Raw genomic sequence first — 21341 nt, forward strand, 5'->3', positions numbered from 1 at the left:
ATGTGACTATGGTATCATTGTAAAGAATTCCCCTTCTCTTTTCCAGTATGCAGGTAGATTTCTTATTGTGCCTTTTTGAAATAAGAATCGGTATCGTGTGTAAGGATCTGATCATAGCATTCTTGCGGAAAGCGTATACTTGAATCCGATCTTTGGATGATCTGAATAAATGATTGTGTCTATACGTAAATCACTTTCCTTTTGAAGAAGAAACGGATAGACTTGTGTATAGAGTGTTTTTTTACATATGAAAAGACGGGAAAGCCTTTTTTTAAAAGCGTACCGGACGAGAACGGAGTGAACGATTTGTTATACAGAAGTCTTGCAAAACCGCTATTGTTCAAAATGGACCCTGAGCAGGCTCATCATCTCATTATTGGTGGCCTTAGTGGTATGGGAAGCATACGCCCGGTGCCCTCTGGTTTACGTGTGATGTATGGTGTGCGTGAAACGGCTGATCTCGCAGTGGATATGTTTGGATGCCACTTCCCTACGCCTGTAGGATTAGCAGCAGGTCTGGACAAAAACGGACAAGCAGTAACGGGGTTCTCTTCGATTGGATTTGGGTTCATGGAGGTGGGTACTGTAACACCTCTAGCACAGCCAGGAAACGATCAGCCACGATTATTCCGTTTGCCTCCCGATGAGGCGCTAGTGAACCGTATGGGATTCAATAACCTGGGTGCGGAAGCGATGGCAGGTGAACTATCTCGTCTGAAGGGACGTCGTATTCCAGTCGCTGTGAATATCGGTAAGAACAAGGCAACATCAAATGAAGAGGCGCATCTAGATTATGCGAAGTGCATCCGAGCACTGTACCAATATGCTGATCTGTTTGTCGTCAATATTAGCTCACCAAATACACCGGATTTGCGTAATCTGCAACATGGGAATGAATTAAAAGAATTGCTTGCTGCGGTTATGAATGAGATGGAAGCCCAGCGAGCAATTGTTGGTGGCGCAGCCAAATCCGTTCTTGTCAAAATTGCACCAGATGTCAACGATCAGGAGCTTGAATATATGGTGAGAACGATAGCTGATAGCGGTGTAGCCGGTATTATCGCAACCAATACGACGATTAGTCGGGAGGGGCTGTCTCACCAGCATGCGAAGGAAACAGGTGGACTAAGCGGTAAGCCACTCCGTGATCGCTCTACGGAAATCATTCGTCAGATCTATCGCCAGACCGAAGGTAAGCTCCCGATTATCGGCTCAGGTGGTATTTTTACAAGCGAGGACGCTTATGAGAAAATTAAGGCGGGAGCAAGCCTTGTGGAAATTTATACAGCTCTGATCTATGAAGGGCCAGAAGTAAACCGCCGCATCCATGCCGGATTGCGCGAATTGTTGCGCCAAGATGGTTATAGTCATATTTCCGAAGCGGTAGGTGCGGAGCACAAGTAGAAGAGAAGGAAGTTCCCCAATAGCAAAATATAGAAGCTTGGAAGAGGTTAATTGTACGGGACTCTTCCCCCCGACAAACATCATGTATAATAGGTAATATAGGGGACGCTATAGAGACAGGAGGCATAAGCATGGACGGTAGAGACTGGGGTACATTTTTACTTCCTTATGAACAAGCGGTAGAGGAATTGAAGGTTAAGTTCAAGACAATGCGGGCGGAGCTGAAGAAAAGGGAAGAATACGCTCCAATCGAATTCGTGACGGGTCGTGTCAAAAAAATATCCAGCATTTTGGAGAAGTCCAGGCGTTTGAATGTGCCGCTGGATCAGGTAGAAACCGGGATAGAGGATATTGCAGGAATACGGATTATGTGTCAGTTTGTGGATGATATTCGCCGAGTGGCCGAATATATTCGCGCACGTAAGGATCTAACCGTTCTCATTGAAAAAGATTACATTACCAACTTCAAAGAGAGTGGATACCGCAGTTTCCATATGATCATTGAATACCCTGTTCAGACGGCACTTGGACAAAAAATCGTGTTGGCCGAGATTCAGATCCGGACGTTAGCGATGAATTTCTGGGCGACCATCGAACATTCCCTCAGTTATAAGTTTCGGGAGAGTCTTCCCGATGATATGCGAGCTAGGCTGAAAAAGACGGCTGAAGCTGCATTTGTACTTGATAATGAGATGTCTGCAATTCGATTGCAAATCCTTGAGGCACAGAAGGCATTTGAGGATGACTCTAATATCGTATCAAGAACACTGAACATCATACATCAATTGTATTTCTACCACCTAGTGAATGAAGCGATTGAAGCCCAGAAACGGTTTAATGATTGCTGGGAGCGTCATGACATGGAAGGGCTTAAAGACCTTCTAGATGATGTGAAGGCACTTTTGAACAATGCGAGGAAGGGCGAGAACCCAGATGAACAGCTATGAGCCACTGTACATCGACTACTTAATCTACTTTAATCGCGATCAGGACTATTTTGAATGCCATGAAGTGTTGGAAGAACTGTGGTTAAAATGTGAGCGTGATTCATTTTATAAAGGGATGCTGCAAATTGCCGTTGGACTGTATCATTTTAGAAACGGCAATCTTCGTGGAGCGCGGATGATGTTTCAAAGTGCATTAGAGCTTCTGGAGACGTATCCTGCTGCCCAACAGGGAATTGAGCTTGGACGATTAGTCCAAGAAGTTCGTGAGTTGTTAGAGGGACTGACAGATTCAGATTCGGACAGCTTGCCTTATCGTGATCTAACGATTGTGATTCAGGATGAAGTGTTGATTCAAGCTGTTAGCCAAAGAAGCCAGCACGTGAAACCTAACATACCGCAGCGGCGAAGTCCGACGCGTGGACGGATCTATGAAGAGAAGATGAAGGCATTGCAGCAGAAAGAGCAATAAAACGGGATACATGATACTCAAGCTCAAGCATCGTTGCTGACAGGGCTGTGACAGCCTTGCAGGAAAAATATAAAAAACACCCCGATCATGCCTTACAGGCGATCGGGGTGTTTCGTATTCTAGCGATGGATAGAGAAGGAGAGGAGGGACAAGTATGGAGCAGTACAACCTAAGTGCTCAATGCTTGTCCCTCCATCAACAACATCTCCAAGTAACGGTATCCATAACACCGAACTTGTGCTTAGCTTGCTGCTGGCGTTGCGCTATCCTTGTATTTCTCAAAGAATTGTTTGTAGTCATCCAGGGTATAGCCGTTATCACTGCCATTCTCCTGAAGTCCGCCAACCATGCGATCCTTCTCAACACCGTCTTGGTAATAAACAAGCGTTGGTGTGAACTCGATATTGTAATCTGTCCATCCAGAGTCAAACTCACGTAGGTTGAACTGTGGCAATTGAATACCTTCTTGATCCACTAGAGGCATCAATTGAGGTGTTGTAGCACGGCAGTGTGAGCAATCAGATGCGAAGAAATAAACAAAAAAGCTTTCTTTGTTATCAATCTTAGCTTTCATATCACCAGGCAAAATAATTTGTTGGTAATTCGGATCATCGAGCAATTCGCGAGTAGCTGAAGTGAGCTTGGAAGCCGGAATACCATACGCATTCTCTACAGCATCCATCTGCTTCTTGGATTGTTGATTCACCAGTACAAGTGCGGCTAGCAAAATGACAAAAATGCCTAGGAAAATAAGGATCGTGGCACTTTTCTTTTTCTTAGATTTCATTGAACATCCCCCATTATTCATATCGTGATATGGCTTTGGCAAAAATATAGTCTGGGATAATATGCATAATACACCGAATTTTTGCTCAAGAATTAACCTACTTGTCATTATACAACATTACAGGCTGTAGTGGAATATCTACTGAACCGATAAGACAGCAAAACTCGGATATGATAACATAGAGCAAGATGTAGGCATTCTAAGAGATGCTGGTATTATAACAGGACAGGATGAGTGCAATTATGGCTGTACAGCTACCTTTGAAATTTGCTGAGCGAATGAAAACATTGCTCGGTAATGAATTTGAACAATTTATGTCATCATATGATCAGTCCCCGCATGCGGGGCTGAGAGTGAATACGTTAAAAATATCCATGGAGTCATTCGAGCAGATCGCTCCATTCGACTTGCGTCCCATTCCTTGGTGTGGGACAGGTTTATATGTGCCTCACGGGGTGAAGCCGGGCTTGCATCCTTATTATCATGCGGGTCTATATTACATTCAAGAACCGAGTGCGATGGCCCCTGTTGAATTATTAGGCGTACAGCCAGGAGACCGAGTGCTTGATCTGTGTGCTGCGCCAGGCGGGAAGTCTACCCAGATTGCAGCCAAACTGCAAGGTAAGGGTGTGCTGGTAACCAATGATATTCATGCTGAACGAACGAAGGCACTTGCCAAAAACGTGGAATTATACGGAGTTCGAAATGCAGTTGTGTTGAACGAATCTCCAGAGCGCATAGCAGGTGCATTTGACCATTATTTTGATAAGGTCTTAATAGATGCTCCTTGTTCAGGGGAAGGTATGTTCCGCAAAGATGAGGACATGGTGAAATCATGGGAGGATCATTCCATTGATAAGTGTGTTCTGATGCAACGAGACATTCTAGAGACGGCTGCAAGATTGCTGGCTCCAGGAGGTACGATCGTTTATTCGACATGCACATTCGCACCTGAAGAAAATGAAGCAATGATTGCGGAATTTCTGAAGTTGAATCCTGATTTTGTTGTGAAAGACATCCCTAATAAAGCAGGATTTGAGCCGGGTAGACCTGATTGGGTGCGTCAAACTATGCCAGAAACGGCTCAGGAGACAGCATTGGTATTGGATCAAGTGGCTGGAACAGCGAGATTATGGCCTCATTTGTTAGAAGGGGAAGGTCATTATGTGGCGGTGCTACAGCATCGGAGTCAATCTTTCGCTGGACAAGATCTGGTGGATTCAGAGGTGGATGACATTGTGGACGGAGTAGCAGATGATAGAGCGCATGTCGATACTGAGCATGATTCAGAGCAAGAGCGTTTCATTGCAGCGTCTGCCCCCCTTAGTAAAGCCGATCGTAAACGAGAGCGTCTTCTGAGAACAGAGGCGAGAGAGAACAAACCTAGACAGGACTATGATGGGAAATCGAAGGGGAAACAGGTGAAAGGAAACGAACGTGGCGGACGCAAATCAGAGCGACGTGGACAGGGTCGTGGAACAGAGCAGCTGGAACCGGAGATCATCTACAAGCAGTTTGTACAAGACCATCTGGAGATAGAGCTTCCAGGAGAAACGGTGTATTACGGTGACCGTGTATATCAATCTTCGGTAGGTGCTGAGCGTCTAAAGGGACTTAAAGTCATTCGTCCTGGATGGTTCATGGGAACGGTGAAAAATGGACGATTTGTGCCATCCCATCCGTTGGCGTGTGCGTTGCATAGTGCAGAGGCGGTGCGAGTGATCAACCTGGATTCTGCAAATGGTGAAGCGGTGAGGTATCTAAAAGGAGAGACTTTAAATGTTGAGGAGTCTCGGGTTCAGCTCAAGGCGGGAGTAGTTGCCAAGGGTTATGCTTTAGTGTGTGTTGATGGTTATGCCGCTGGCTGGGGAAAATGGCTGGATGGCGTGCTGAAAAATGAATATCCGGCAGGCTGGAGGTGGACATCGGTATGAGTGGAAAGGGAAAACAGACCTTGCGTCTGGACAAGATCCTGAGTCATATGGGTGTGGGTACACGAAGTGAACTCAAAAAGTTAGTGAAGCAAGGCCGCATACAAGTGGATGGCAAGGCTGTGAAAGATAGCGGATTACAGGTGAATCCAGACCTGAATGTCATCGAGGTAGATGGCGAACGGATCGTCTACCGGGAAATGATCTATCTGATGTTGCATAAACCACCGGGTGTTGTGTCGGCTACCGAAGACAATAGAGATCGAACGGTATTAGATTTACTCCGCAAAGAGGATCGTGTCTTCAACCCGTTCCCGGTTGGACGTCTGGATAAAGACACAGAAGGTCTGCTGATCCTAACCAATGACGGGCCGCTTGCGCATGATCTTCTATCCCCACGTAAACACGTTCCTAAGACGTATGAAGCTCGTGTATTAGGACGGGTGGATGAAGAGGATATCCGGCAATTCAAGGCAGGTATACAGTTGGATGATGGCTATAAAACTTTACCGGCGGATCTAACGATTCTTCATCACGAAGAGACGGATGAGGGTGTGTATTCATCCATATCGTTAATTATTCACGAAGGCAAGTTTCACCAAGTAAAACGTATGTTTCAGGCTGTTGGCAAACGAGTGGTTTACCTCAAACGAGTAGCCATGGGTGACCTGCAGCTAGCAGCCGATCTACCGCTCGGCAGCTATCGCGAACTTACCGCAGAAGAATTAAATATTCTGCGCAAATAAGCTCCCGCCCTTCGCGGAGCGGAGCAGGGAGCTCCGGGCAAGAGGCGAAGCCTTGCCCACCGCGCCAAAGGCGCAAGCTCCCGCCCTTCGCGAAGCGGAGCAGGGAGCCCGGGCAAGGAGCGCAGCCTTGCCCTAGCGCCAAAGGCGCAAAGCTCCCGCCCTTCGCGAAGCGGAGCAGGGAGCCCGGGCAAGGGGCGAAGCCTTGCCCACCGCGCCAAAGGCGCAAAGCTCCCGCCCTTCGCGAAGCGGAGCAGGGAGCCCGGGCAAGGAGCGCAGCATTGCCCACCGCGCCAAAGGCGCAAAGCTCCCGCCCTTCGCGAAGCGGAGCAGGGAGCTCCGGGCAAGGGGCGAAGCCTTGCCCACGCGCCAAAGGCGCAAGCTCCCGCCCTTCGCAAAGCGGAGCAGGGAGCCCGGGCAAGAGGCGCAGCCATGCCCACGCGCCAAAGGCGCAAAGCTCCCGCCCTTCGCGAAGCGGAGCAGGGAGCCCGGGCAAGGAGCGCAGCAATGCCCGAGATGGTCCCGGTAAGCTTGGCCAGGATCACCGCTATATTTAGCGGTGATCCTGGCAGACAAGCGCTCCGACACCAACCGTTACATAGCAAGACCCGACCCACCGCCGCTTCCGCAAACGGGAGTCCAGAGGGCAGAGCCCTCTGGGGCCCTCCCTCGGAAGGGAGGGTTTGGGTGGGTGCGATCCCCCCTATTTAAGGAGTGAATACAAAATGACATATAAATTAATTGCACTTGATGTCGATGGAACATTGCTGAACGATCACCATGAACTAACTGAGATGACACAAGAAACCTTGATTCGTGCATCCCGTCAAGGGATAGAGATTGTGCTGTGCTCAGGAAGAGGGCCAGCCAACACAATTCCTTTTATGGAGCAGATGGGTTTGGCAGGCTATGTGATAACACATAACGGAGCGGTAACTGCTGAAGTAAGCACACGTGAAATTGTTCATCGTTTTGCTATGGAGGGTCAGGGGCTAGAGCCGTTTATCACGTATTGTCGGGAGAATGGAGTTCATTTTGACATTAACACGGCATTTGGATTGTATGTGGATCAGCCGGAAGGGCTGGAATTGCAAGTACAAGAGATGTACCGCAACTTTATGATGAAGCCACAACAGTTGCCCCAGTGGGCAGATCTAACGGAACCGCTTGTCAAATTTACGGCCTTTGGACCGTTAGAGCAAATGAACACAGTACAGCAAGAGTGGGGGAACTGGAATCTTCCCTACTACATGACACGTAGTGGAGACTTTTTCATTGATCTGATGCACCCTGAAGCAACCAAAGGTACAGCATTGAAAAGATTAGCTGAATCCAAAGGCATTCAGCCCTCTGAGGTAATGGCTATTGGTAATTATTATAATGATATAACGATGCTGACCTATGCAGGCAAAGGAATTGCTATGGACAATTCTCCTGATGAAGTGAAAGCAGCTGCAGATGAAGTGACACTTTCGAACAATGATCAGGGAGTGGCGCATTCGATTCGGAAACATGTATTAGGTGAATAGGAACAAATTAAACGTACGAACTAGAAAACGCTAAGGTTTGATCTCATAATCTACTGTCTTCCTGGGCAACCTAAGAGAATAATCTTAGAAGACCAAGGAGGACGGATTCATGGAACTACATGTGGAGCTCATTCCGAATCTGCGAACATTAGGCGGCGAAGTACTGGATGTTATGGTACATGGTCAATACGTAGGTTCTCTTTTAGTCGTGTATAGAGAGAATGATCGGTTATCGGGAAGTCTTCAATTGGAACGTGGATCGCTATCGGAAACATCTGAAGAAATCGTTATGGACAAGGTACATGAATATGTTCGTGCGCTTGTTGATGCGGTGGAAGCTGATTATTACGAAGTGTTAGTCAACTGCGGAACACTGCGTTCGGTGTTGCTGAAACCCGATACCGAGGTTGAGGTGGAATGGTACGAAGATGAGAACATATATGATAGGGATTACGATGATACGGATGTGAGTGAGATTCAGATCATTCCCGGCTCGCAAGATGAATCTTTTACATATCAGGATCAGGAGCAACTGCTGGAGATGGAACTAGTATCAGCGGGACGCAACATATCGACGTATGTATTTAATGATGTACAAGGTCAAGAACTTGCCGAAGCGACGCTGAAACAGTATGGAGCAGATGTCCAAGGGGAAATTCACTGGTATGACGAGCCGGATGAACAACAGCAAGAGATTGCTGCAGAGTTGCTTGTGCGAGAGTTGGATGAAGAATTGATCGATACGATCGCGATTCACTTCTGGCATCAGGGGAACCAATTCGATTCGGTAGAGTGGGTACACCGTGACTTTGCTGGGGAAGATGATCATGCAGATGAAGATGATGTAACTTCGGATGACGAATACCGAGCAGTTAGTGCCCTAAGTAATGCTTCTCAATACGATACAACAGGCCGAACTGTAGATGAGATGCAAGACAGAGATGTAGAGGATATCTCTTACGTCATGCTTGTACGTAAAGACCGAGAGTTCCGTGAGTACGCACTGTACCTTCAGGAACGTGGTGGACTACCGGTGGGAACAGCTACAATTGACACTTCACATCCGGATCTAACCGGATATATGGATTATCAGATTCCAGGTACCAATGTGCAGCGACAGAGCTTAGTTGAGGTGCTTCTGAAGGAACTGGACAAAGAGCTTGAGTTCGATACGTTGCATCTGACGATGTTATATCGCAATCAGATTATTGATGAAGCAAGGATTGACAGGTAAAGGGCTGCGGCTCTTTACTTTTTTATTTGCTTTTTTGACGAAATATTCATTTCCGGGTATAGTTCCATTATTCATAAGAGACAAAGGAGTGCGGAGAAAGATGGAGCAATCATTTACAATCATTCAAGATATCATTAATGAAGACTTTCGAGCTACGTTGGCTGAGCCAAAAGATACGGAGGCGGTAATGGCTCTTCTGACAGAGACGGCGGAATGGCTACGGAGTCAGGGTTCATCCCAATGGAGTGCCCTACTAGAGGGAGAGGATTCGCATGATACGGAAGGCGCCATTCGGCGTGGTGATGTTTTTGTGTTCAAAAAAGGCGCTGATGTGGCTGGAATGGTCATTCTGATGCGTAAGCCGAGTGCTTGGGACAGTAAACTATGGGGAACGAGAGCACATGCGAAAGATGGAGCAGTTTATTTGCACCGCCTAGCCATTAGTAGAAAGCATGCTAAGACGGGTCTTGGACGCAGTATATTGGACTGGGCGACCGAAGGCATTCAGTTTGAGGGTAAACACACGATGCGATTGGATTGTGGTGCGGACAATACCACTCTCAATGCGTTTTACGCTCGCCATGGTTACACGTTTGTAGGTGATGCTGAGGGATATAGCACGTATGAGAAGTCTTTAGGATTAAATGAATGTTAAGTTGATTGCGTACTGAATAAAATAAATATACTGAGCCGGGAGCGTAGATTGCAGCTCACCGGCTCTTATTATGCACGTATAATGATAAAGGGAGAAATGACTCATCATGTAACATGTTATCCCAGTGTAAGAAGAATGGAGAGGAAATGTGCAGTTATTGCTTTACTGAAACATACGTTCTAATATATCATAATTGAAGATGTACTTATAAGATCGAAGCAAGAAAGGGGGAAACTAACGGTGAAATTGCTGCAGGCGCTATTCTTTCCTCCGGAGCAGCCCGGAGGTGTATCCTCTATGATACCGTATATGCAAGAGAGGTTCACAACTCCACGATGGGAGATGGATCTGTTCTCGCTACCCAAACGTATCCGCAACAAAGGTAAAGAAGATATTGCTTTTGAGACGTTCGATTGGACACTGTATCAGGACAGTCCGATTGTTCAGAAATATATGCAAACGTATCGTGATTACTTATGGTGGACTAAATTACGAATCCAGAAGCCGTATGATCTCATCCACGCACATCATCCAATTGCCGGTCTTGCGATGAAAAAGGTTTTCCCAGACACCCCTCTCATTCAAACGATTCACTCCAGTTATGAGCGAGAGTTGATTCTGAATGGCCGGATCGAGCCCGATGGATTGGAACATCAATTCCTGGTGGCGATTTACCGTGAGCTGGAGCATCAGGCAGAGCGGTTGTTAACTGTGTCTGACTCGTTCCGTGGTTATTTGGGTGCTTATGTTCAACAACCGGATATCATCGGCATTATACCCAATGGATTCGATGAAAAAAGGTTTAAACCGATTGCACATGACAATGCCATCCCACAGTTAGTTACCGTATGTCGCCTTGTACCGGCCAAAGGTCTGGATATTCTGTTCAAGGCATGCGCGGAACTTAAGGATCGAGGACTAGATTACGTTCTTCATATTATCGGAGATGGACCAATTCGCCCTGATCTGGAGGAGTTGGCACAGCGCCTTGGGATATATAACGAAACGATATTTTATGGTTACACGCTGCATCCTGAGGAATTTATGCCGTTCTTTGATATTTTTGTACTTCCTTCACGTGCGGAGGCCTTCGGATCTGTCTTTGCAGAGGCTGCACTGAGCTGTCTAGCGTTGGTTGGTACAGATGTTGGAGGAATCCCTGAACAGATTGAGAATGGTAGTAACGGACTGTTGGTTCCTTCTGAGGACCCGTCTGCGCTTGCAGAAGCTTTAGAGAAGGTGATGGTCGACCCAGCTTATCGTTATGAGCTTGCACGCTCAGCATGTGAGAAGGCGAAGACGCATTATTCTCTAGGTAGATCAGTCAATGAACTAAAAAAATTGTATTTGCAATTCGCTAAACCCTCTTTAACCTAATAAAATAACGATATCTTAGAAGAACACAACATAATTGCTGATACATAAGCAGTTATGCTGTGTTTTTTATTTTCTGACTTTATGGTTAAGTTCTAAATAGTAGTCATTAATAGCGTGTATTAAACAGATAGATGCGAATGTGTACTACAAATTAGATACTTACTGAATTGAAGTGTTCAATTCGAAGGAAAGGGAGGAAGGAAGTTTGAAGATGTTGGCTAAACCTCTTATAGCCTGTACGACCATAATAATGCTTCTCATTGCTGGTTGTACTGATCCGAATCATCGTGGACAGTCCAAGGAATTAAGTGATATGGAAAGTAAGATTGCGTATCAGCCTGAAGTATTTTTAACTGATGTGGTGAACGATCATTTCAACATTACAGCTACGATTAACTATCGTAATAAGGAAAATGTGGAGTATATCATTTACGAAATGTTCATTGAAGAACCCAAAGTGGAGATGGAACAGCTGCAAATGAGCTTTCATCTTCATCCACAAATGCTGAGTAAAATAGGTACAACCAACATTTTCGAATCAAATGTCCTCTTTGATAACCTACCAACAATTGCACCAGATGGCACAAGTACAGGGGCATCCCTATTTAGGGCGTTCTTGTTAGATCCATCGAAGGTGGATCGTGAGACATTGGAGATTTATACAGATCTGTACGTGAAGGTAAGCTATCAAGTAGATCGAGAAGAGTATGTTCATTATTTTAAGTTAAACGCAGAGCCCTCGGATGAGCTTGTGAATGTTTTTCATAATACAGCGATGACGCTGAATTGATCTTTTAAAACTGAAGGATCGAAAAAAATAAAATAAAAACCGACTCTTATAATAAATGAATTATCCTAGAGTCGGTCTATTCAGCTCAAGTTGCCACAAAGGGACTAGTATTTTTCTTTTGTCCCTCGGAAACTGCCCCAACGATCCATAATTAATTTAAAAGCCCAGAAGAGTGCCAAACATCCGAAAATGGGGTAAAGAATAGATAATAGAGAGCTGAAGCCAAATTGACTAAGGGAGTAACACAACAACATAATAACCAGCATAATGACCCGCGGATGTACACGAATGTTTTGTCTAACCTGCAGCGTCATACCATAAATGTCTGCTACAAAGGTGCTGAATATTTCCATGAAAATCAGGGATACATAAACGGACTGAACGATCCAACCAAGCTGAAAGGCAATGCTGCCCATCGGAATTTCAAATTGTGTTATTCCCGGCATCTGTGCAGACATAGCAAAATGAGCTGCGAGCAGCATAAAGCCTACTCCAAATCCTCCTAGTACGCCGCCCCACTTCAGCATGTTTCGACTTTGAATCTGGTTTCCTAAAGGTACGAGTACAGCTTGGGCTAATACCAGATTAAATGAAGTGTATAAGAGTGGAGATAGCCATACCTGTATCAGACTTTTATCGGTTGTTAACGTGATAAATCTAGAAGCCCCAGGTTGATGGAGTGTGCTGGTAATCATAAGCAGCGAGAGCAGCAGCATCATCGGCACAACGATACTATTCATTTGCATAATGGCTCGGATACCTCGTCCCAGAAGGAGGTAAGTACCGACAAGTGTAACGAGTAGGCCGGTCTGGTAATGCAAGCCGAGATGTTCAACAAAGACGGAGCCTGCTCCAGCCAACATGACACTGTTCACTCCAATGAGAATGAGAAGGGTGATCCAAGTGATCCATCTGCCTGCTTTGTAGCCAAATAAATGCTTATTAAGATCTTCGTAGGAGCGGGAGCCTGTATCGTGTGCAATGAGCATCATTTTGGTGCCTAGCCAGACAAAAAGTATGGTGGATAGGCCGATGGTGAGCGTTGCCCATTTGCCATACTGGGTAAAAAACTGCAGGATCTCCTGACCTGTTGCAAAGCCGGCACCTACCACCGTTCCAATGTATGTAAATGCGATCTGCAGCACCCGAAATGCCTGTTTCATGCGTTTCCCCTCTCAGGCCCCTGAATAGTTTGGACATGCGGGTGCCATGGTACAAGGTATGCTTGACCCTGGAAACTCATGACAATGAGCTCATTCTTTGAGCATCGATTGTAAGGCTAAGTAGCAATAAAGCTGATTTCGCTTGAATTGACAGTCATATCTATGATACTTTTACGTCATAGGATAGGCTTGGGAGGTCAAATCATGGAAGTGTTGAAACAACGTATTTTAGAAGAAGGAGTAGTCATCTCCGATCAGGTGCTTAAATTGGATGGACTGCTGAATCATCAGATTGACCCTGGTTTGACAATGGAAATGGGACGTGAGTTTGCCTCACGTTTTCGTGAAAGTGGTGTAACACGTGTTATCACGGTGGAGTCTTCTGGCATTCCGGTAGCTTTTGCTGTTGCACATGAGCTAGGAGTCCCCCTTGTATTCGCTCGACGCAAAAAAACGCTACTGGCTGATCCTGATGCCTACTGTGAACGTGTACCATCGTTTACGAAAGGAATTGTGACCGATATTATGGTATCTCGCGAATATATTCATGAGCATGATCGTATTTTGTTCATAGACGATATTATTGCTAATGGAGATGCAGCTCGTGGGGTTATCAAAATTATTGAACGCTCTGGCGCTGAATTAGTTGGCTTCGGTGTAGTCGTAGAAAAATGTTTTCAAGCAGGAGCACGAACCATCCGTGAACAGGGAATCCCTGTTGAAGCCTTGGTACGTATTCGTTCCCTGAACGATGGAAGCATTCAGTTTGACGATAACGAAATGTGACATTTTAAAGGAAAAGGGCCTATTTTTTGAACAATGCCTTTGCATGACCGCAGAATTCATTTATAATGGGGTTATGTTAGGGAGAGGAGGCAACACCATGGGGAACCAACCGGCAACAGAACAATTTTTTATTGATAAGCTGGCGGAATCGAAAGTTCATTTTGAACGTGCCCTGGATTGTAAACATACGGAATTCGATGACCTTTATCCCTATATGATTGAACATCCTCAATTTTTCTGGTACAAACGCTATGTTGCCTGGTCAGAACTTCTGACGATTGTAGGCTTGTGTGAAGAGTTGTCCTTCTCTTGGAAAGAGCAATTTACACCGCATCAAGTGGAGTACCTTGAAGAACGTGTGATGTCCGCCAAAGTGCTTGATTTTTGGTTTGAGAAGAATGACAGCAAAGAGCACGCGCAGCGGTAAATTTCAGTCGGGACATACGTTTCGTATGACATGACAGTCCAATACAGTCACGTGAGACCTAAATGAGTTGTCATTTAGGTCTCTTTTTGTAAATTAATTTGGAACATAGGAGCCATAGACATGATTAGTGATACAGAGCTGGATGCCCTGCGTTTGTCAGGTGAAAAGGTTAGAGTAGTAAGGGACGAGCTTGAGTCCAATGATGTAACAGGAATTGTTGTTGCTTGGGATGGAGAGCAGGTGCTCATTCGTCGGCAGAATCGGCGTGTGGTTAAGCTCGATCGTAGTTATCGCTATCAGTTGTTTAGCGAGCCGCGCCAGAGTCCACTTAGCGAGTAGGAAATGAGCTAACGGGATTTACCATCATGCCATAGGCATAATCGATTCGCTCAGGAGAAAGGATAGTTACAGTGAAGGATGTGGAACTATCTCCGAGAGGGCGTGCAATGATATGACATTGATGAATGAAAAGGTTCATGCGTATAAAGATCAGATTGGTGAGTTGAGCGATGTGTTACCGGGAGTGGTGAAGTCTTACCATGAGTTTACGGGAGAATGCTTTCAGCCAGGAGCCATTGATGCCAAAACGAAACAATTAATTGCCTTGGGCATTGGCTTATTTGCGAATAACGAAGTGTGTACCTTCTATCACGTGGAGGAAGCTCGTGCGAAAGGCGCTACCGATCAGGAGATCATGGAGACCGTTGCTGTTGCGGGTGCCGTAGGCGGCGGTCATGCACTATCTCAGGGTGCAATGCGCGTACAGAAGGCGCTCCACTAAGTAGAATGGAGCTATACAAATAAAAATAAGGACTTATTCCTTGGCAAATGCTACGGGAATAGGTCCTTATTTATGTACATCGAAGTTACATTATATTTTTCCAATCATTTTATTATACATAAACTGTCCAGTAACTCGGCGAGCCGTAACATAACGGTCTTTGAAGTAAGGATTAGACAATTTAGTGATGCTGACACCTTTACTGCTTGAAGCATGTGCGAATTGGCCGTCACCGATGTAAACACCTGCGTGTGAAACACCTTTACCCATTGTATTGAAGAATACGAGATCGCCTGTGCGAAGGTTCGCTTTGGATACAGCAGTTCCTGCTTTTGCTTGCTGCTGGGAAGTTCGTGGTAAATCGATGCTATATTTATCAAAAAGATATCTCATAAATCCAGAACAATCGAAGCCGGCCATAGTCGTACCGCCCCATTTGTAAGGAATACCTGCCATGTTATTAACGACTGTGTTGATTGTGCTTGCCTCTGTACTTGTTGCACCTGAAGTAAATAGTACTGCTGCTCCAAAAATGGAGATGATAAGTTTTTTCAAAATCAATGTTCTCCCTTCGTTGCCTACGGAGTTAGCTAAGGGTTCGGTAGAAGGTTCCCTATATTTCCTATGTATAAGAATAATTCACCCAAAATGGTTCCCCCGTTTTCAAACATGAAACTCGGCAAATGAATAATTAAGTTTTTGTAACCTTTTGAAACTATATTGCATATATGCGTAAATGTCAAACCCATCTTAATACCTTCTTTATCGCCCAATGTTAACGGAACTATTGATTTTTATGAAGAATAAACACGAAATGACAGCGCAACTAATTACAAAAAAGTAATATGTGATTCAAATCCAAACTGGAGTGTATATCACTCAAGGTTTGTCATGTGCAGTTTGAACTATTCTGATAGATACAATAATCGCGGAATGTTACAAGATGTTGCATTAATTGACAAAGTTATTTTTTTTGCATAAGATCGTTCTATCCAATCCACATATTGGATAAAAATATAGTCGTTATAATTTAATTCAAATAAAGGAGTTGATGGAGAGACGTGTAATTAGAGGGTGGAAGTAAGTGGAATGAAGAATTGGATGATTTCAATAATAACGGGGAGTGTGTGATCATTTTGAATACAAAAACAAAGTTAGTTACATTAGTTCTAGCATTTTCAATGGTATTTTCTGCGGTAGGTATGGTCATTCAACCGGTTAGCACTGTATCTGCTGCGGATGCTTCGGGAACAACAGCAAGCATATCCGATATTTTGAAGAATCAACGAGCCGATGGTGGCTGGAGAAAAGAATATAAGCAATCCACTGGTGAGTGGGCGAAATCTACGATCGACAATAAAGCTACATACTCAGAAATTAGAAGACTAGCCAAAGAATTTAAAAAGACAAACGACCCACGTTATTCTGCTGCCGCGATCAAAGGGATTAACTTTTTGCTGAATATGCAATATTCCAATGGTGGATGGCCTCAAGTTTATCAAAGTTCTGGTTATCACAAACATATTACTTATAATGATGATGCGATGATTAATGTAATGTACATGCTGGATGAGGTAGCGACGCGAAAAGGTGACTTCTCCTTTATCGACAGCAACCTTGCCAATCGTAGTAAAAATGCGGTTGCTAAAGGTGTAGATGCGATTCTGAATACACAGGTGGTTTCAGGTGGCAAGCTCACAGCATGGGGACAACAGCATGATTCAAGCACACTTAAGCCTGCAGGTGCAAGAATCTATGAAGTACCATCATTAACAGCTGGAGAGAGTGTAACGATTGTTAAATTCCTGAAAACAAGACCTTCCAACGCCAAGATTACAGCATCCATCAAGGGAGCCGAAGCTTGGTTTAACAAAGTGAAGATCACCGGTTACAGATATGAAAGAGCGAACGGCGATAGCAAAATCATTGCTGATTCCAAAGCTGCACCAATCTGGGCTCGTTTCTATGAAGTTGGAACGGATAAACCCATTTTTATCGGTCGTGACGGCATCGTGAAATACAAATTGAGCGATATTGACAAAGAAAGAAGAGGCGGTTATGCATGGTATGGTAACTGGCCATCCAAGCTGTAACTTAATTTAGATTCTAAACTGGTACCAATCATGCCAGACCCTATGCCAGCTCCTAAACATGAAGCCCGATCCGGAAGTGACTATCTGGATTGGGTTTATTCCTGAGCATTTCTATATTGACATGTAAATGCTTGCGTGATATATTATTTTTTGTCGCCGAGATACATATATATCACGGAGATATACATATGCGGTCGTGGCGGAATTGGCAGACGCGCACGGTTCAGGTCCGTGTGGGCTAACCCCCGTGGAGGTTCGAGTCCTCTCGACCGCATCGAATGAAAAGGTTCCCTGTTAGACTTTAGTCTAACGGGGAACCTTTTTTTGAACTCATATGGGGGATCTCACAGCTTGTCCATCCATTTTCGGATATAACGACCAATCACAGAATGGGCAATTTTTTGCCAATTAAATTACTACACGTATTATGATGCTGTAACTGTAATGTTATCGATATTAGGCCCCTCTGTACCTGTTGTTACAACTCTAATGGTATTCGTTCCTGAATTCATGGGTACCTGAATGGTTTTCTCGCCCCATGTCGACCAGCTTCCTGTTGCTGAAAAAGGGGTATTGCTGATCACTTTGTTTCCGTTAACGTACACATCGAGGTTACGCGTGCCACTCTCTAATGCATAACGAAACTTTACGTTTTTGGTACCACTTGTCGCATTGTTAATATTATTCCATTGAATGGCAGAGTTCGTTAGTGCATTGAAATTAACATACCCCGAGCCCGTGTAACCTGGGTAGATTGTCTCAACTACAGCATCAGTTAAGGTAGTTCCTGTTTCAGCTTCATACGTTGTGCCACTTGTGTTACCACTACCTGGCCCAGTGATATCCGCTACAAATGTGGTTACACTTTGAGCAGGAAGCTGTGCAGTAAATGCGCCGTTAGACACATTGATCGGTGCTCCACTTGCTAGGTTACGGCTGCTATCCGTTACCCATGAGGATACAGTAGAGGCATTACCATTTTGCAGGACGAATCGCTGACTGGTCGCAGAAGTTCCTTTGTTAATTGCGACAACGACAACCTTGTTATCTCCTTTGTACGCAGACACAAACGTATTGGTATCCGGGTTTTTCGTTGCATCCACTCGCAGATAGCCTGGACGTACGAACTTGGAGAATTGAGCCATATTATAACCACGTTTGCTGATCGTACCATCCTCTTTCATTGGTCCATACTGTCTACGGATATACCACCATACATAAGCCTGAAAGTCACCTTCTACCATTGCATTGTGCATGTGATGGGAAACCTCCAACGCTTCTGGCCAGCGGTCTGCAGAATTGCTATCACTGTTTGGATAATAAACTTCGGTCATCCACAGTTCTTTGCCTGCACCTTTTTGCTTGAAGAGTGGGTAGGCAAAATTATTGACTTGAGTACCGTACAAGTGTGCACCTAGAATGTCCATATTCGCGAGCGCTTGTGGATCATTGAGGATCGGGTCAGATATGTTTTTCAGGTATTGGAAGGATTCAGGCGCCATCACTTTGGTGTTCTGGATCGATCCTGCATTTTCTTTCATGAAACGAAGGATCTCCTGTGGTGTCCACCAGGTCCAATCATGAGCGTAATCCGGTTCATTTTGAACGGAAATGGCATACAAGTTTACGCCGTTATCTTTCATGTACGTAACGAAGTCATTCAGGTGCTGAGCGTAAGCAGCATATTTGTCATATCTCAGACGTTTAGCATTCGTATCGCCATTCCGGTTGAAGGTCTCGACCATGTCACTTGGAGGATTCCATGGGGAGGCGAACACTAGAGCTCCTTGTTCAATCGCTCTTTTGGCTGTATCTACTTCCCTAGACCAGTTACTTCGATTAGGATCGACACTGATCCTTAAGATGGAGAAGCCTAACTGGTTTTGCCCGTTGCCAAAGGCTGTATCACGTTGAGCTGGCGTCAAGTCACCGATCCAAACCGGGTGATTAATTCCTCCGAAGCCTTTGATGAGCTGCTTCTCCGAGGATAAATTAATGGTAGCATCACTTGCTGCCGAAGCTTGTGTGGGTGTTAACATCAGTGGCAGAGCCGTTAAGCAGGCGAGTAAAACGTTAAAGGTTTTTTTGAATTTAAATTTCACTGCGATCATCCTCCTCGAAATGGTTATCCTGGAACTGTTAAACCGATGAAATCTTAATTTTACACAGATTTAGTTGTAAGCCCTTACATAACCTCCTTTCGAAAATAAAAGGAAAGAAAATCAATTTATTCTTTCTTTTGTTTATTTTAATAAAATATTGTTGAACTGAATACCTGACAAATTTCAGGTCTTTTACTAATTTATCTCAAATTATCGGGAATCCATGACATTTATTATCCCTATTCAGTAGTTACAAATTTTCCTTTAGTTAACTCAGACCGTTTCTTACATAGAACTCCCTACAATATCAAACAATGAGAACACAGATCTAAGGGAGGGAATCAACATGGATAACAAAGTGAGAAGCAAGCTGTATACAAGGTTAGCGGGGTTCTTCGTTCTTTTACTACTTATTAACGTAGGATGTATGGCAGGTGGAGAGATAACGGTGGCATCTCAGGTGACAAGAGAAGCGGATACAGGGTATGCTAACGCACTGTCGAATCATGATCGGATGCATGTTGCATCTCAACCTGAACAATCCGTAATCCCTCATAACCGTATGGCAATCATCATTGATGATGTAGGTAATGACATGAAGGGGACAGCAGAAATCTTGGCGATGCCAGTCAAACTGACCGTTGCGGTCATGCCCTTTTTGCCAACAACTCAAAAAGATGCCGCTGCGGCACATGAGAAGGGAATGGATGTGATTGTACACATGCCCATGGAGCCGAAGAAAGGAAAACCGGAGTGGCTGGGGCCAGGAGCTATTACGTCCAATCTAACTGATGAGGAAGTCCGTGAACGGGTGGGAAAAGCAATTGATGATGTCCCGTATGCCATTGGCATGAACAATCATATGGGTTCTAAGATTACTTCGGACAAACGGATCATGTCGATTGTGTTGGACGTATGCCGTGAGCGAGGTCTCTTTTTTGTAGACAGTCGAACCAATTTTCGCTCGGTAGTAGGTGAACTGGCCGCGTCCAAAAATATGCCACCTGTCGGTAATGACATCTTCTTAGACGACCAGAACTCTAAGCCGCACATTCGCAAGCAAATGGAACTGGCCGCTAAGCGTGCCGTGGATAAAAAAAGCTGTGTAGTCATCGGTCATGTCGGTCACACCGGGCTTAACACATCTGCTGTTCTTCGTGAAACCGTCACCCAACTACAGGGACAGATTGAATTTGTGGGCATTGGTGATCTGGTGCGAGAGGTGTGGGATTGGCATATTGCGCCTACACTACCGACAGGTAATAAATAATGCCGTTTGCGATGGATTCAGCAATGCGCTTTTGCTCGGCGGGATCACTTATTTTGGCTCGGTCTGTTGCATTACTCAAAAATCCGGTTTCAACAATGACGGCAGGATGTTTCACATAATTCAACAGGTAAAAGGGTTTACCCCAAACGACTTGCCGTTTAGTTCCATATAAGTCATTCATGGCATCTTGAATCGATTGTGCTAAGAGGTAGCTTCTACCTTCTTTTTGGTGCAGTACCACCGGACCGTGTGTTGCAGCTCTTGAACTCCAATTGGCATGGATACTGACAACGATATCCGTACTGACTTCTTCGCTGAGGCTTTTGCGCTGTGCTAAATCTCTGCGATGCCGTGAGCGGCTGTTAAGCCAGCGGTTATCATCGCTGAGCGCATAATCACCAAGTCGGTTGATAATGACAGCATATCCTTTGCTACGCAACAGAAGATAAACCTTTTGACTTATAGCGAGGTTAATGTCCTTCTCCAGCACACCTTGTGCTGACGTTCCTCCATCGACTCCTCCATGACCTACATCAATTAGGATTACGGGAGCTGCGAAGGCATGATGGCTGGAGCGATAGGCTTCACCGTCGGTTATTGGTAACATGGATGGACTGTTCGTTGAGGGGCTAGCTTGGATGGGGGTAACAGATCCGACTTGTTGGGCTGACTGTCCCTGAACAAGTGGAAGAATCGGAAGACATAACAAGCTAACTAGCAAAGTGGTCGAAGCAACCAGCAGCTTATACATGGACATTCACTCCTTCATGATATTGGTCTTTGGTGCATATTAGGGATTCGATGGATACCTTTGGCATTAGACTGTGCATTCTGCAGATTTTCATGCACGTTG

General features: G+C 45.0%; 22 protein-coding genes, 1 tRNA gene and 1 riboswitch. Of the genes, 18 read left to right on the plus strand and 5 right to left on the minus strand.

Annotation, left to right across the window (positions count from 1 at the left end; all coding sequences use genetic code 11):
- The first annotated feature begins 306 nt into the window (after positions 1-306).
- From ASD24_RS21275 to ASD24_RS31355, 4 genes are all read left to right on the plus strand, one after another.
- The gene (locus ASD24_RS21275; protein ID WP_056700305.1) at positions 307-1404 is read left to right on the plus strand and encodes a quinone-dependent dihydroorotate dehydrogenase; all 1098 of its coding nucleotides are present in this window, start codon (positions 307-309) and stop codon (positions 1402-1404) included.
- 131 nt (positions 1405-1535) lie between these two features.
- Complete coding sequence (locus ASD24_RS21280) at positions 1536-2351, plus strand: GTP pyrophosphokinase (RefSeq protein ID WP_056700306.1); 816 nt, start codon at positions 1536-1538, stop codon at positions 2349-2351.
- A complete protein-coding gene (locus tag ASD24_RS21285; protein ID WP_056700308.1) occupies positions 2338-2820 on the plus strand; it encodes a DUF309 domain-containing protein in 483 nt (160 codons plus the stop codon). The genes ASD24_RS21280 and ASD24_RS21285 overlap by 14 nt, the downstream gene beginning before the upstream one ends.
- A 47-nt stretch (positions 2821-2867) precedes the next feature.
- Complete coding sequence (locus ASD24_RS31355) at positions 2868-2993, plus strand: hypothetical protein (protein ID WP_268795351.1); 126 nt, start codon at positions 2868-2870, stop codon at positions 2991-2993.
- A gap of 68 nt (positions 2994-3061) precedes the next feature.
- On the opposite strand, the gene ASD24_RS21290 is transcribed toward ASD24_RS31355, so the two are convergent.
- Positions 3062-3607, minus strand: a complete 546-nt coding sequence (locus ASD24_RS21290) for a thioredoxin family protein (protein WP_056700311.1) — start codon at positions 3605-3607, stop codon at positions 3062-3064.
- Between the two features lie 242 nt (positions 3608-3849).
- Between ASD24_RS21290 and ASD24_RS21295 the strand changes: the two genes are divergently transcribed.
- The 7 genes from ASD24_RS21295 (at position 3850) to ASD24_RS21330 (ending at position 11866) form a co-directional block, all read left to right on the plus strand.
- Positions 3850-5541, plus strand: a complete 1692-nt coding sequence (locus tag ASD24_RS21295) for an RsmF rRNA methyltransferase first C-terminal domain-containing protein (protein WP_056700313.1) — start codon at positions 3850-3852, stop codon at positions 5539-5541.
- Complete coding sequence (locus ASD24_RS21300) at positions 5538-6284, plus strand: pseudouridine synthase (protein ID WP_056700315.1); 747 nt, start codon at positions 5538-5540, stop codon at positions 6282-6284. The genes ASD24_RS21295 and ASD24_RS21300 overlap by 4 nt, the downstream gene beginning before the upstream one ends.
- Positions 6285-7006: 722 nt before the next feature.
- Complete coding sequence (locus ASD24_RS21310; RefSeq protein ID WP_056700318.1) at positions 7007-7810, plus strand: Cof-type HAD-IIB family hydrolase; 804 nt, start codon at positions 7007-7009, stop codon at positions 7808-7810.
- A gap of 109 nt (positions 7811-7919) precedes the next feature.
- Positions 7920-9044: a hypothetical protein gene (locus ASD24_RS21315; RefSeq protein WP_056700320.1), complete on the plus strand. Its 1125-nt coding sequence runs from the start codon at positions 7920-7922 to the stop codon at positions 9042-9044.
- Positions 9045-9144: 100 nt separating this feature from the next.
- Positions 9145-9699: a GNAT family N-acetyltransferase gene (locus tag ASD24_RS21320; protein WP_056700323.1), complete on the plus strand. Its 555-nt coding sequence runs from the start codon at positions 9145-9147 to the stop codon at positions 9697-9699.
- 240 nt (positions 9700-9939) lie between these two features.
- Entirely contained in the window at positions 9940-11076 is a 1137-nt protein-coding gene (locus ASD24_RS21325) for a glycosyltransferase family 4 protein (RefSeq protein WP_056700326.1), read from the plus strand.
- A 205-nt stretch (positions 11077-11281) separates the two neighbouring features.
- Positions 11282-11866: a hypothetical protein gene (locus ASD24_RS21330; protein ID WP_056700328.1), complete on the plus strand. Its 585-nt coding sequence runs from the start codon at positions 11282-11284 to the stop codon at positions 11864-11866.
- Positions 11867-11970: 104 nt separating this feature from the next.
- Here ASD24_RS21330 and ASD24_RS21335 read toward each other — a convergent pair whose 3' ends face one another.
- Positions 11971-13029, minus strand: coding sequence for a YkvI family membrane protein (locus tag ASD24_RS21335; RefSeq protein ID WP_056700330.1), 1059 nt, complete (start codon positions 13027-13029; stop codon positions 11971-11973).
- A 204-nt stretch (positions 13030-13233) separates the two neighbouring features.
- Between ASD24_RS21335 and ASD24_RS21340 the strand changes: the two genes are divergently transcribed.
- The 4 genes from ASD24_RS21340 (at position 13234) to ASD24_RS21355 (ending at position 15023) form a co-directional block, all read left to right on the plus strand.
- Positions 13234-13815 carry a xanthine phosphoribosyltransferase gene (locus ASD24_RS21340; protein WP_056700332.1) on the plus strand — a complete coding sequence of 194 codons (582 nt, stop codon included), beginning with the start codon at positions 13234-13236 and terminating at the stop codon, positions 13813-13815.
- 97 nt (positions 13816-13912) lie between these two features.
- Complete coding sequence (locus ASD24_RS21345; RefSeq protein ID WP_024629266.1) at positions 13913-14242, plus strand: hypothetical protein; 330 nt, start codon at positions 13913-13915, stop codon at positions 14240-14242.
- 120 nt (positions 14243-14362) lie between these two features.
- Positions 14363-14581 carry a hypothetical protein gene (locus tag ASD24_RS21350; RefSeq protein WP_056700334.1) on the plus strand — a complete coding sequence of 73 codons (219 nt, stop codon included), beginning with the start codon at positions 14363-14365 and terminating at the stop codon, positions 14579-14581.
- A 112-nt stretch (positions 14582-14693) separates the two neighbouring features.
- Entirely contained in the window at positions 14694-15023 is a 330-nt protein-coding gene (locus tag ASD24_RS21355; RefSeq protein WP_056700336.1) for a carboxymuconolactone decarboxylase family protein, read from the plus strand.
- Positions 15024-15113: 90 nt separating this feature from the next.
- Here ASD24_RS21355 and ASD24_RS21360 read toward each other — a convergent pair whose 3' ends face one another.
- On the minus strand, positions 15114-15578 hold the full coding sequence (locus ASD24_RS21360) for a C40 family peptidase (protein WP_056700338.1): 465 nt from the start codon (positions 15576-15578) through the stop codon (positions 15114-15116).
- Positions 15579-15583: 5 nt separating this feature from the next.
- Positions 15584-15715, minus strand: a riboswitch (cyclic di-AMP (ydaO/yuaA leader).
- A 444-nt stretch (positions 15716-16159) separates the two neighbouring features.
- Between ASD24_RS21360 and pelA the strand changes: the two genes are divergently transcribed.
- Both pelA and ASD24_RS21370 read left to right on the plus strand, forming a co-directional pair.
- The gene (gene pelA / locus ASD24_RS21365) at positions 16160-17116 is read left to right on the plus strand and encodes a pectate lyase (RefSeq protein ID WP_397338430.1); all 957 of its coding nucleotides are present in this window, start codon (positions 16160-16162) and stop codon (positions 17114-17116) included.
- 190 nt (positions 17117-17306) lie between these two features.
- Positions 17307-17390: transfer RNA gene (locus ASD24_RS21370), tRNA-Leu, on the plus strand.
- A gap of 151 nt (positions 17391-17541) precedes the next feature.
- Here ASD24_RS21370 and ASD24_RS21375 read toward each other — a convergent pair.
- Entirely contained in the window at positions 17542-19227 is a 1686-nt protein-coding gene (locus ASD24_RS21375) for a carbohydrate-binding protein (protein WP_056700339.1), read from the minus strand.
- A 337-nt stretch (positions 19228-19564) separates the two neighbouring features.
- Here ASD24_RS21375 and ASD24_RS21380 point away from each other — a divergent pair, with 337 nt between their 5' ends.
- Complete coding sequence (locus ASD24_RS21380) at positions 19565-20488, plus strand: divergent polysaccharide deacetylase family protein (protein WP_235540742.1); 924 nt, start codon at positions 19565-19567, stop codon at positions 20486-20488.
- Here ASD24_RS21380 and ASD24_RS21385 read toward each other — a convergent pair.
- Positions 20463-21239: an N-acetylmuramoyl-L-alanine amidase family protein gene (locus tag ASD24_RS21385; protein ID WP_056700341.1), complete on the minus strand. Its 777-nt coding sequence runs from the start codon at positions 21237-21239 to the stop codon at positions 20463-20465. The two genes, ASD24_RS21380 and ASD24_RS21385, sit on opposite strands and share 26 nt — an antisense overlap.
- Positions 21240-21341 lie beyond the last annotated feature (102 nt).

It is taken from the genome of Paenibacillus sp. Root52, assembly GCF_001426865.1.
Classification (GTDB): Bacteria; Bacillota; Bacilli; order Paenibacillales; family Paenibacillaceae; genus Paenibacillus.

Bases quoted from the DNA above. Each gene is read 5' to 3' on its own strand.
- ASD24_RS21280 (WP_056700306.1), top strand. From the start codon at position 1,536: ATGGACGGTAGAGACTGGGGTACATTTTTACTTCCTTATGAACAAGCG.
- ASD24_RS21285 (WP_056700308.1), top strand. From the start codon at position 2,338: ATGAACAGCTATGAGCCACTGTACATCGACTACTTAATCTACTTTAAT.
- ASD24_RS21290 (WP_056700311.1), bottom strand. From the start codon at position 3,607: ATGAAATCTAAGAAAAAGAAAAGTGCCACGATCCTTATTTTCCTAGGC.
- ASD24_RS21295 (WP_056700313.1), top strand. From the start codon at position 3,850: ATGGCTGTACAGCTACCTTTGAAATTTGCTGAGCGAATGAAAACATTG.
- ASD24_RS21300 (WP_056700315.1), top strand. From the start codon at position 5,538: ATGAGTGGAAAGGGAAAACAGACCTTGCGTCTGGACAAGATCCTGAGT.
- ASD24_RS21310 (WP_056700318.1), top strand. From the start codon at position 7,007: ATGACATATAAATTAATTGCACTTGATGTCGATGGAACATTGCTGAAC.
- ASD24_RS21315 (WP_056700320.1), top strand. From the start codon at position 7,920: ATGGAACTACATGTGGAGCTCATTCCGAATCTGCGAACATTAGGCGGC.
- ASD24_RS21320 (WP_056700323.1), top strand. From the start codon at position 9,145: ATGGAGCAATCATTTACAATCATTCAAGATATCATTAATGAAGACTTT.
- ASD24_RS21335 (WP_056700330.1), bottom strand. From the start codon at position 13,029: ATGAAACAGGCATTTCGGGTGCTGCAGATCGCATTTACATACATTGGA.
- ASD24_RS21340 (WP_056700332.1), top strand. From the start codon at position 13,234: ATGGAAGTGTTGAAACAACGTATTTTAGAAGAAGGAGTAGTCATCTCC.
- ASD24_RS21345 (WP_024629266.1), top strand. From the start codon at position 13,913: ATGGGGAACCAACCGGCAACAGAACAATTTTTTATTGATAAGCTGGCG.
- ASD24_RS21350 (WP_056700334.1), top strand. From the start codon at position 14,363: ATGATTAGTGATACAGAGCTGGATGCCCTGCGTTTGTCAGGTGAAAAG.
- ASD24_RS21355 (WP_056700336.1), top strand. From the start codon at position 14,694: ATGACATTGATGAATGAAAAGGTTCATGCGTATAAAGATCAGATTGGT.
- ASD24_RS21375 (WP_056700339.1), bottom strand. From the start codon at position 19,227: ATGATCGCAGTGAAATTTAAATTCAAAAAAACCTTTAACGTTTTACTC.
- ASD24_RS21380 (WP_235540742.1), top strand. From the start codon at position 19,565: ATGGATAACAAAGTGAGAAGCAAGCTGTATACAAGGTTAGCGGGGTTC.
- ASD24_RS21385 (WP_056700341.1), bottom strand. From the start codon at position 21,239: ATGTATAAGCTGCTGGTTGCTTCGACCACTTTGCTAGTTAGCTTGTTA.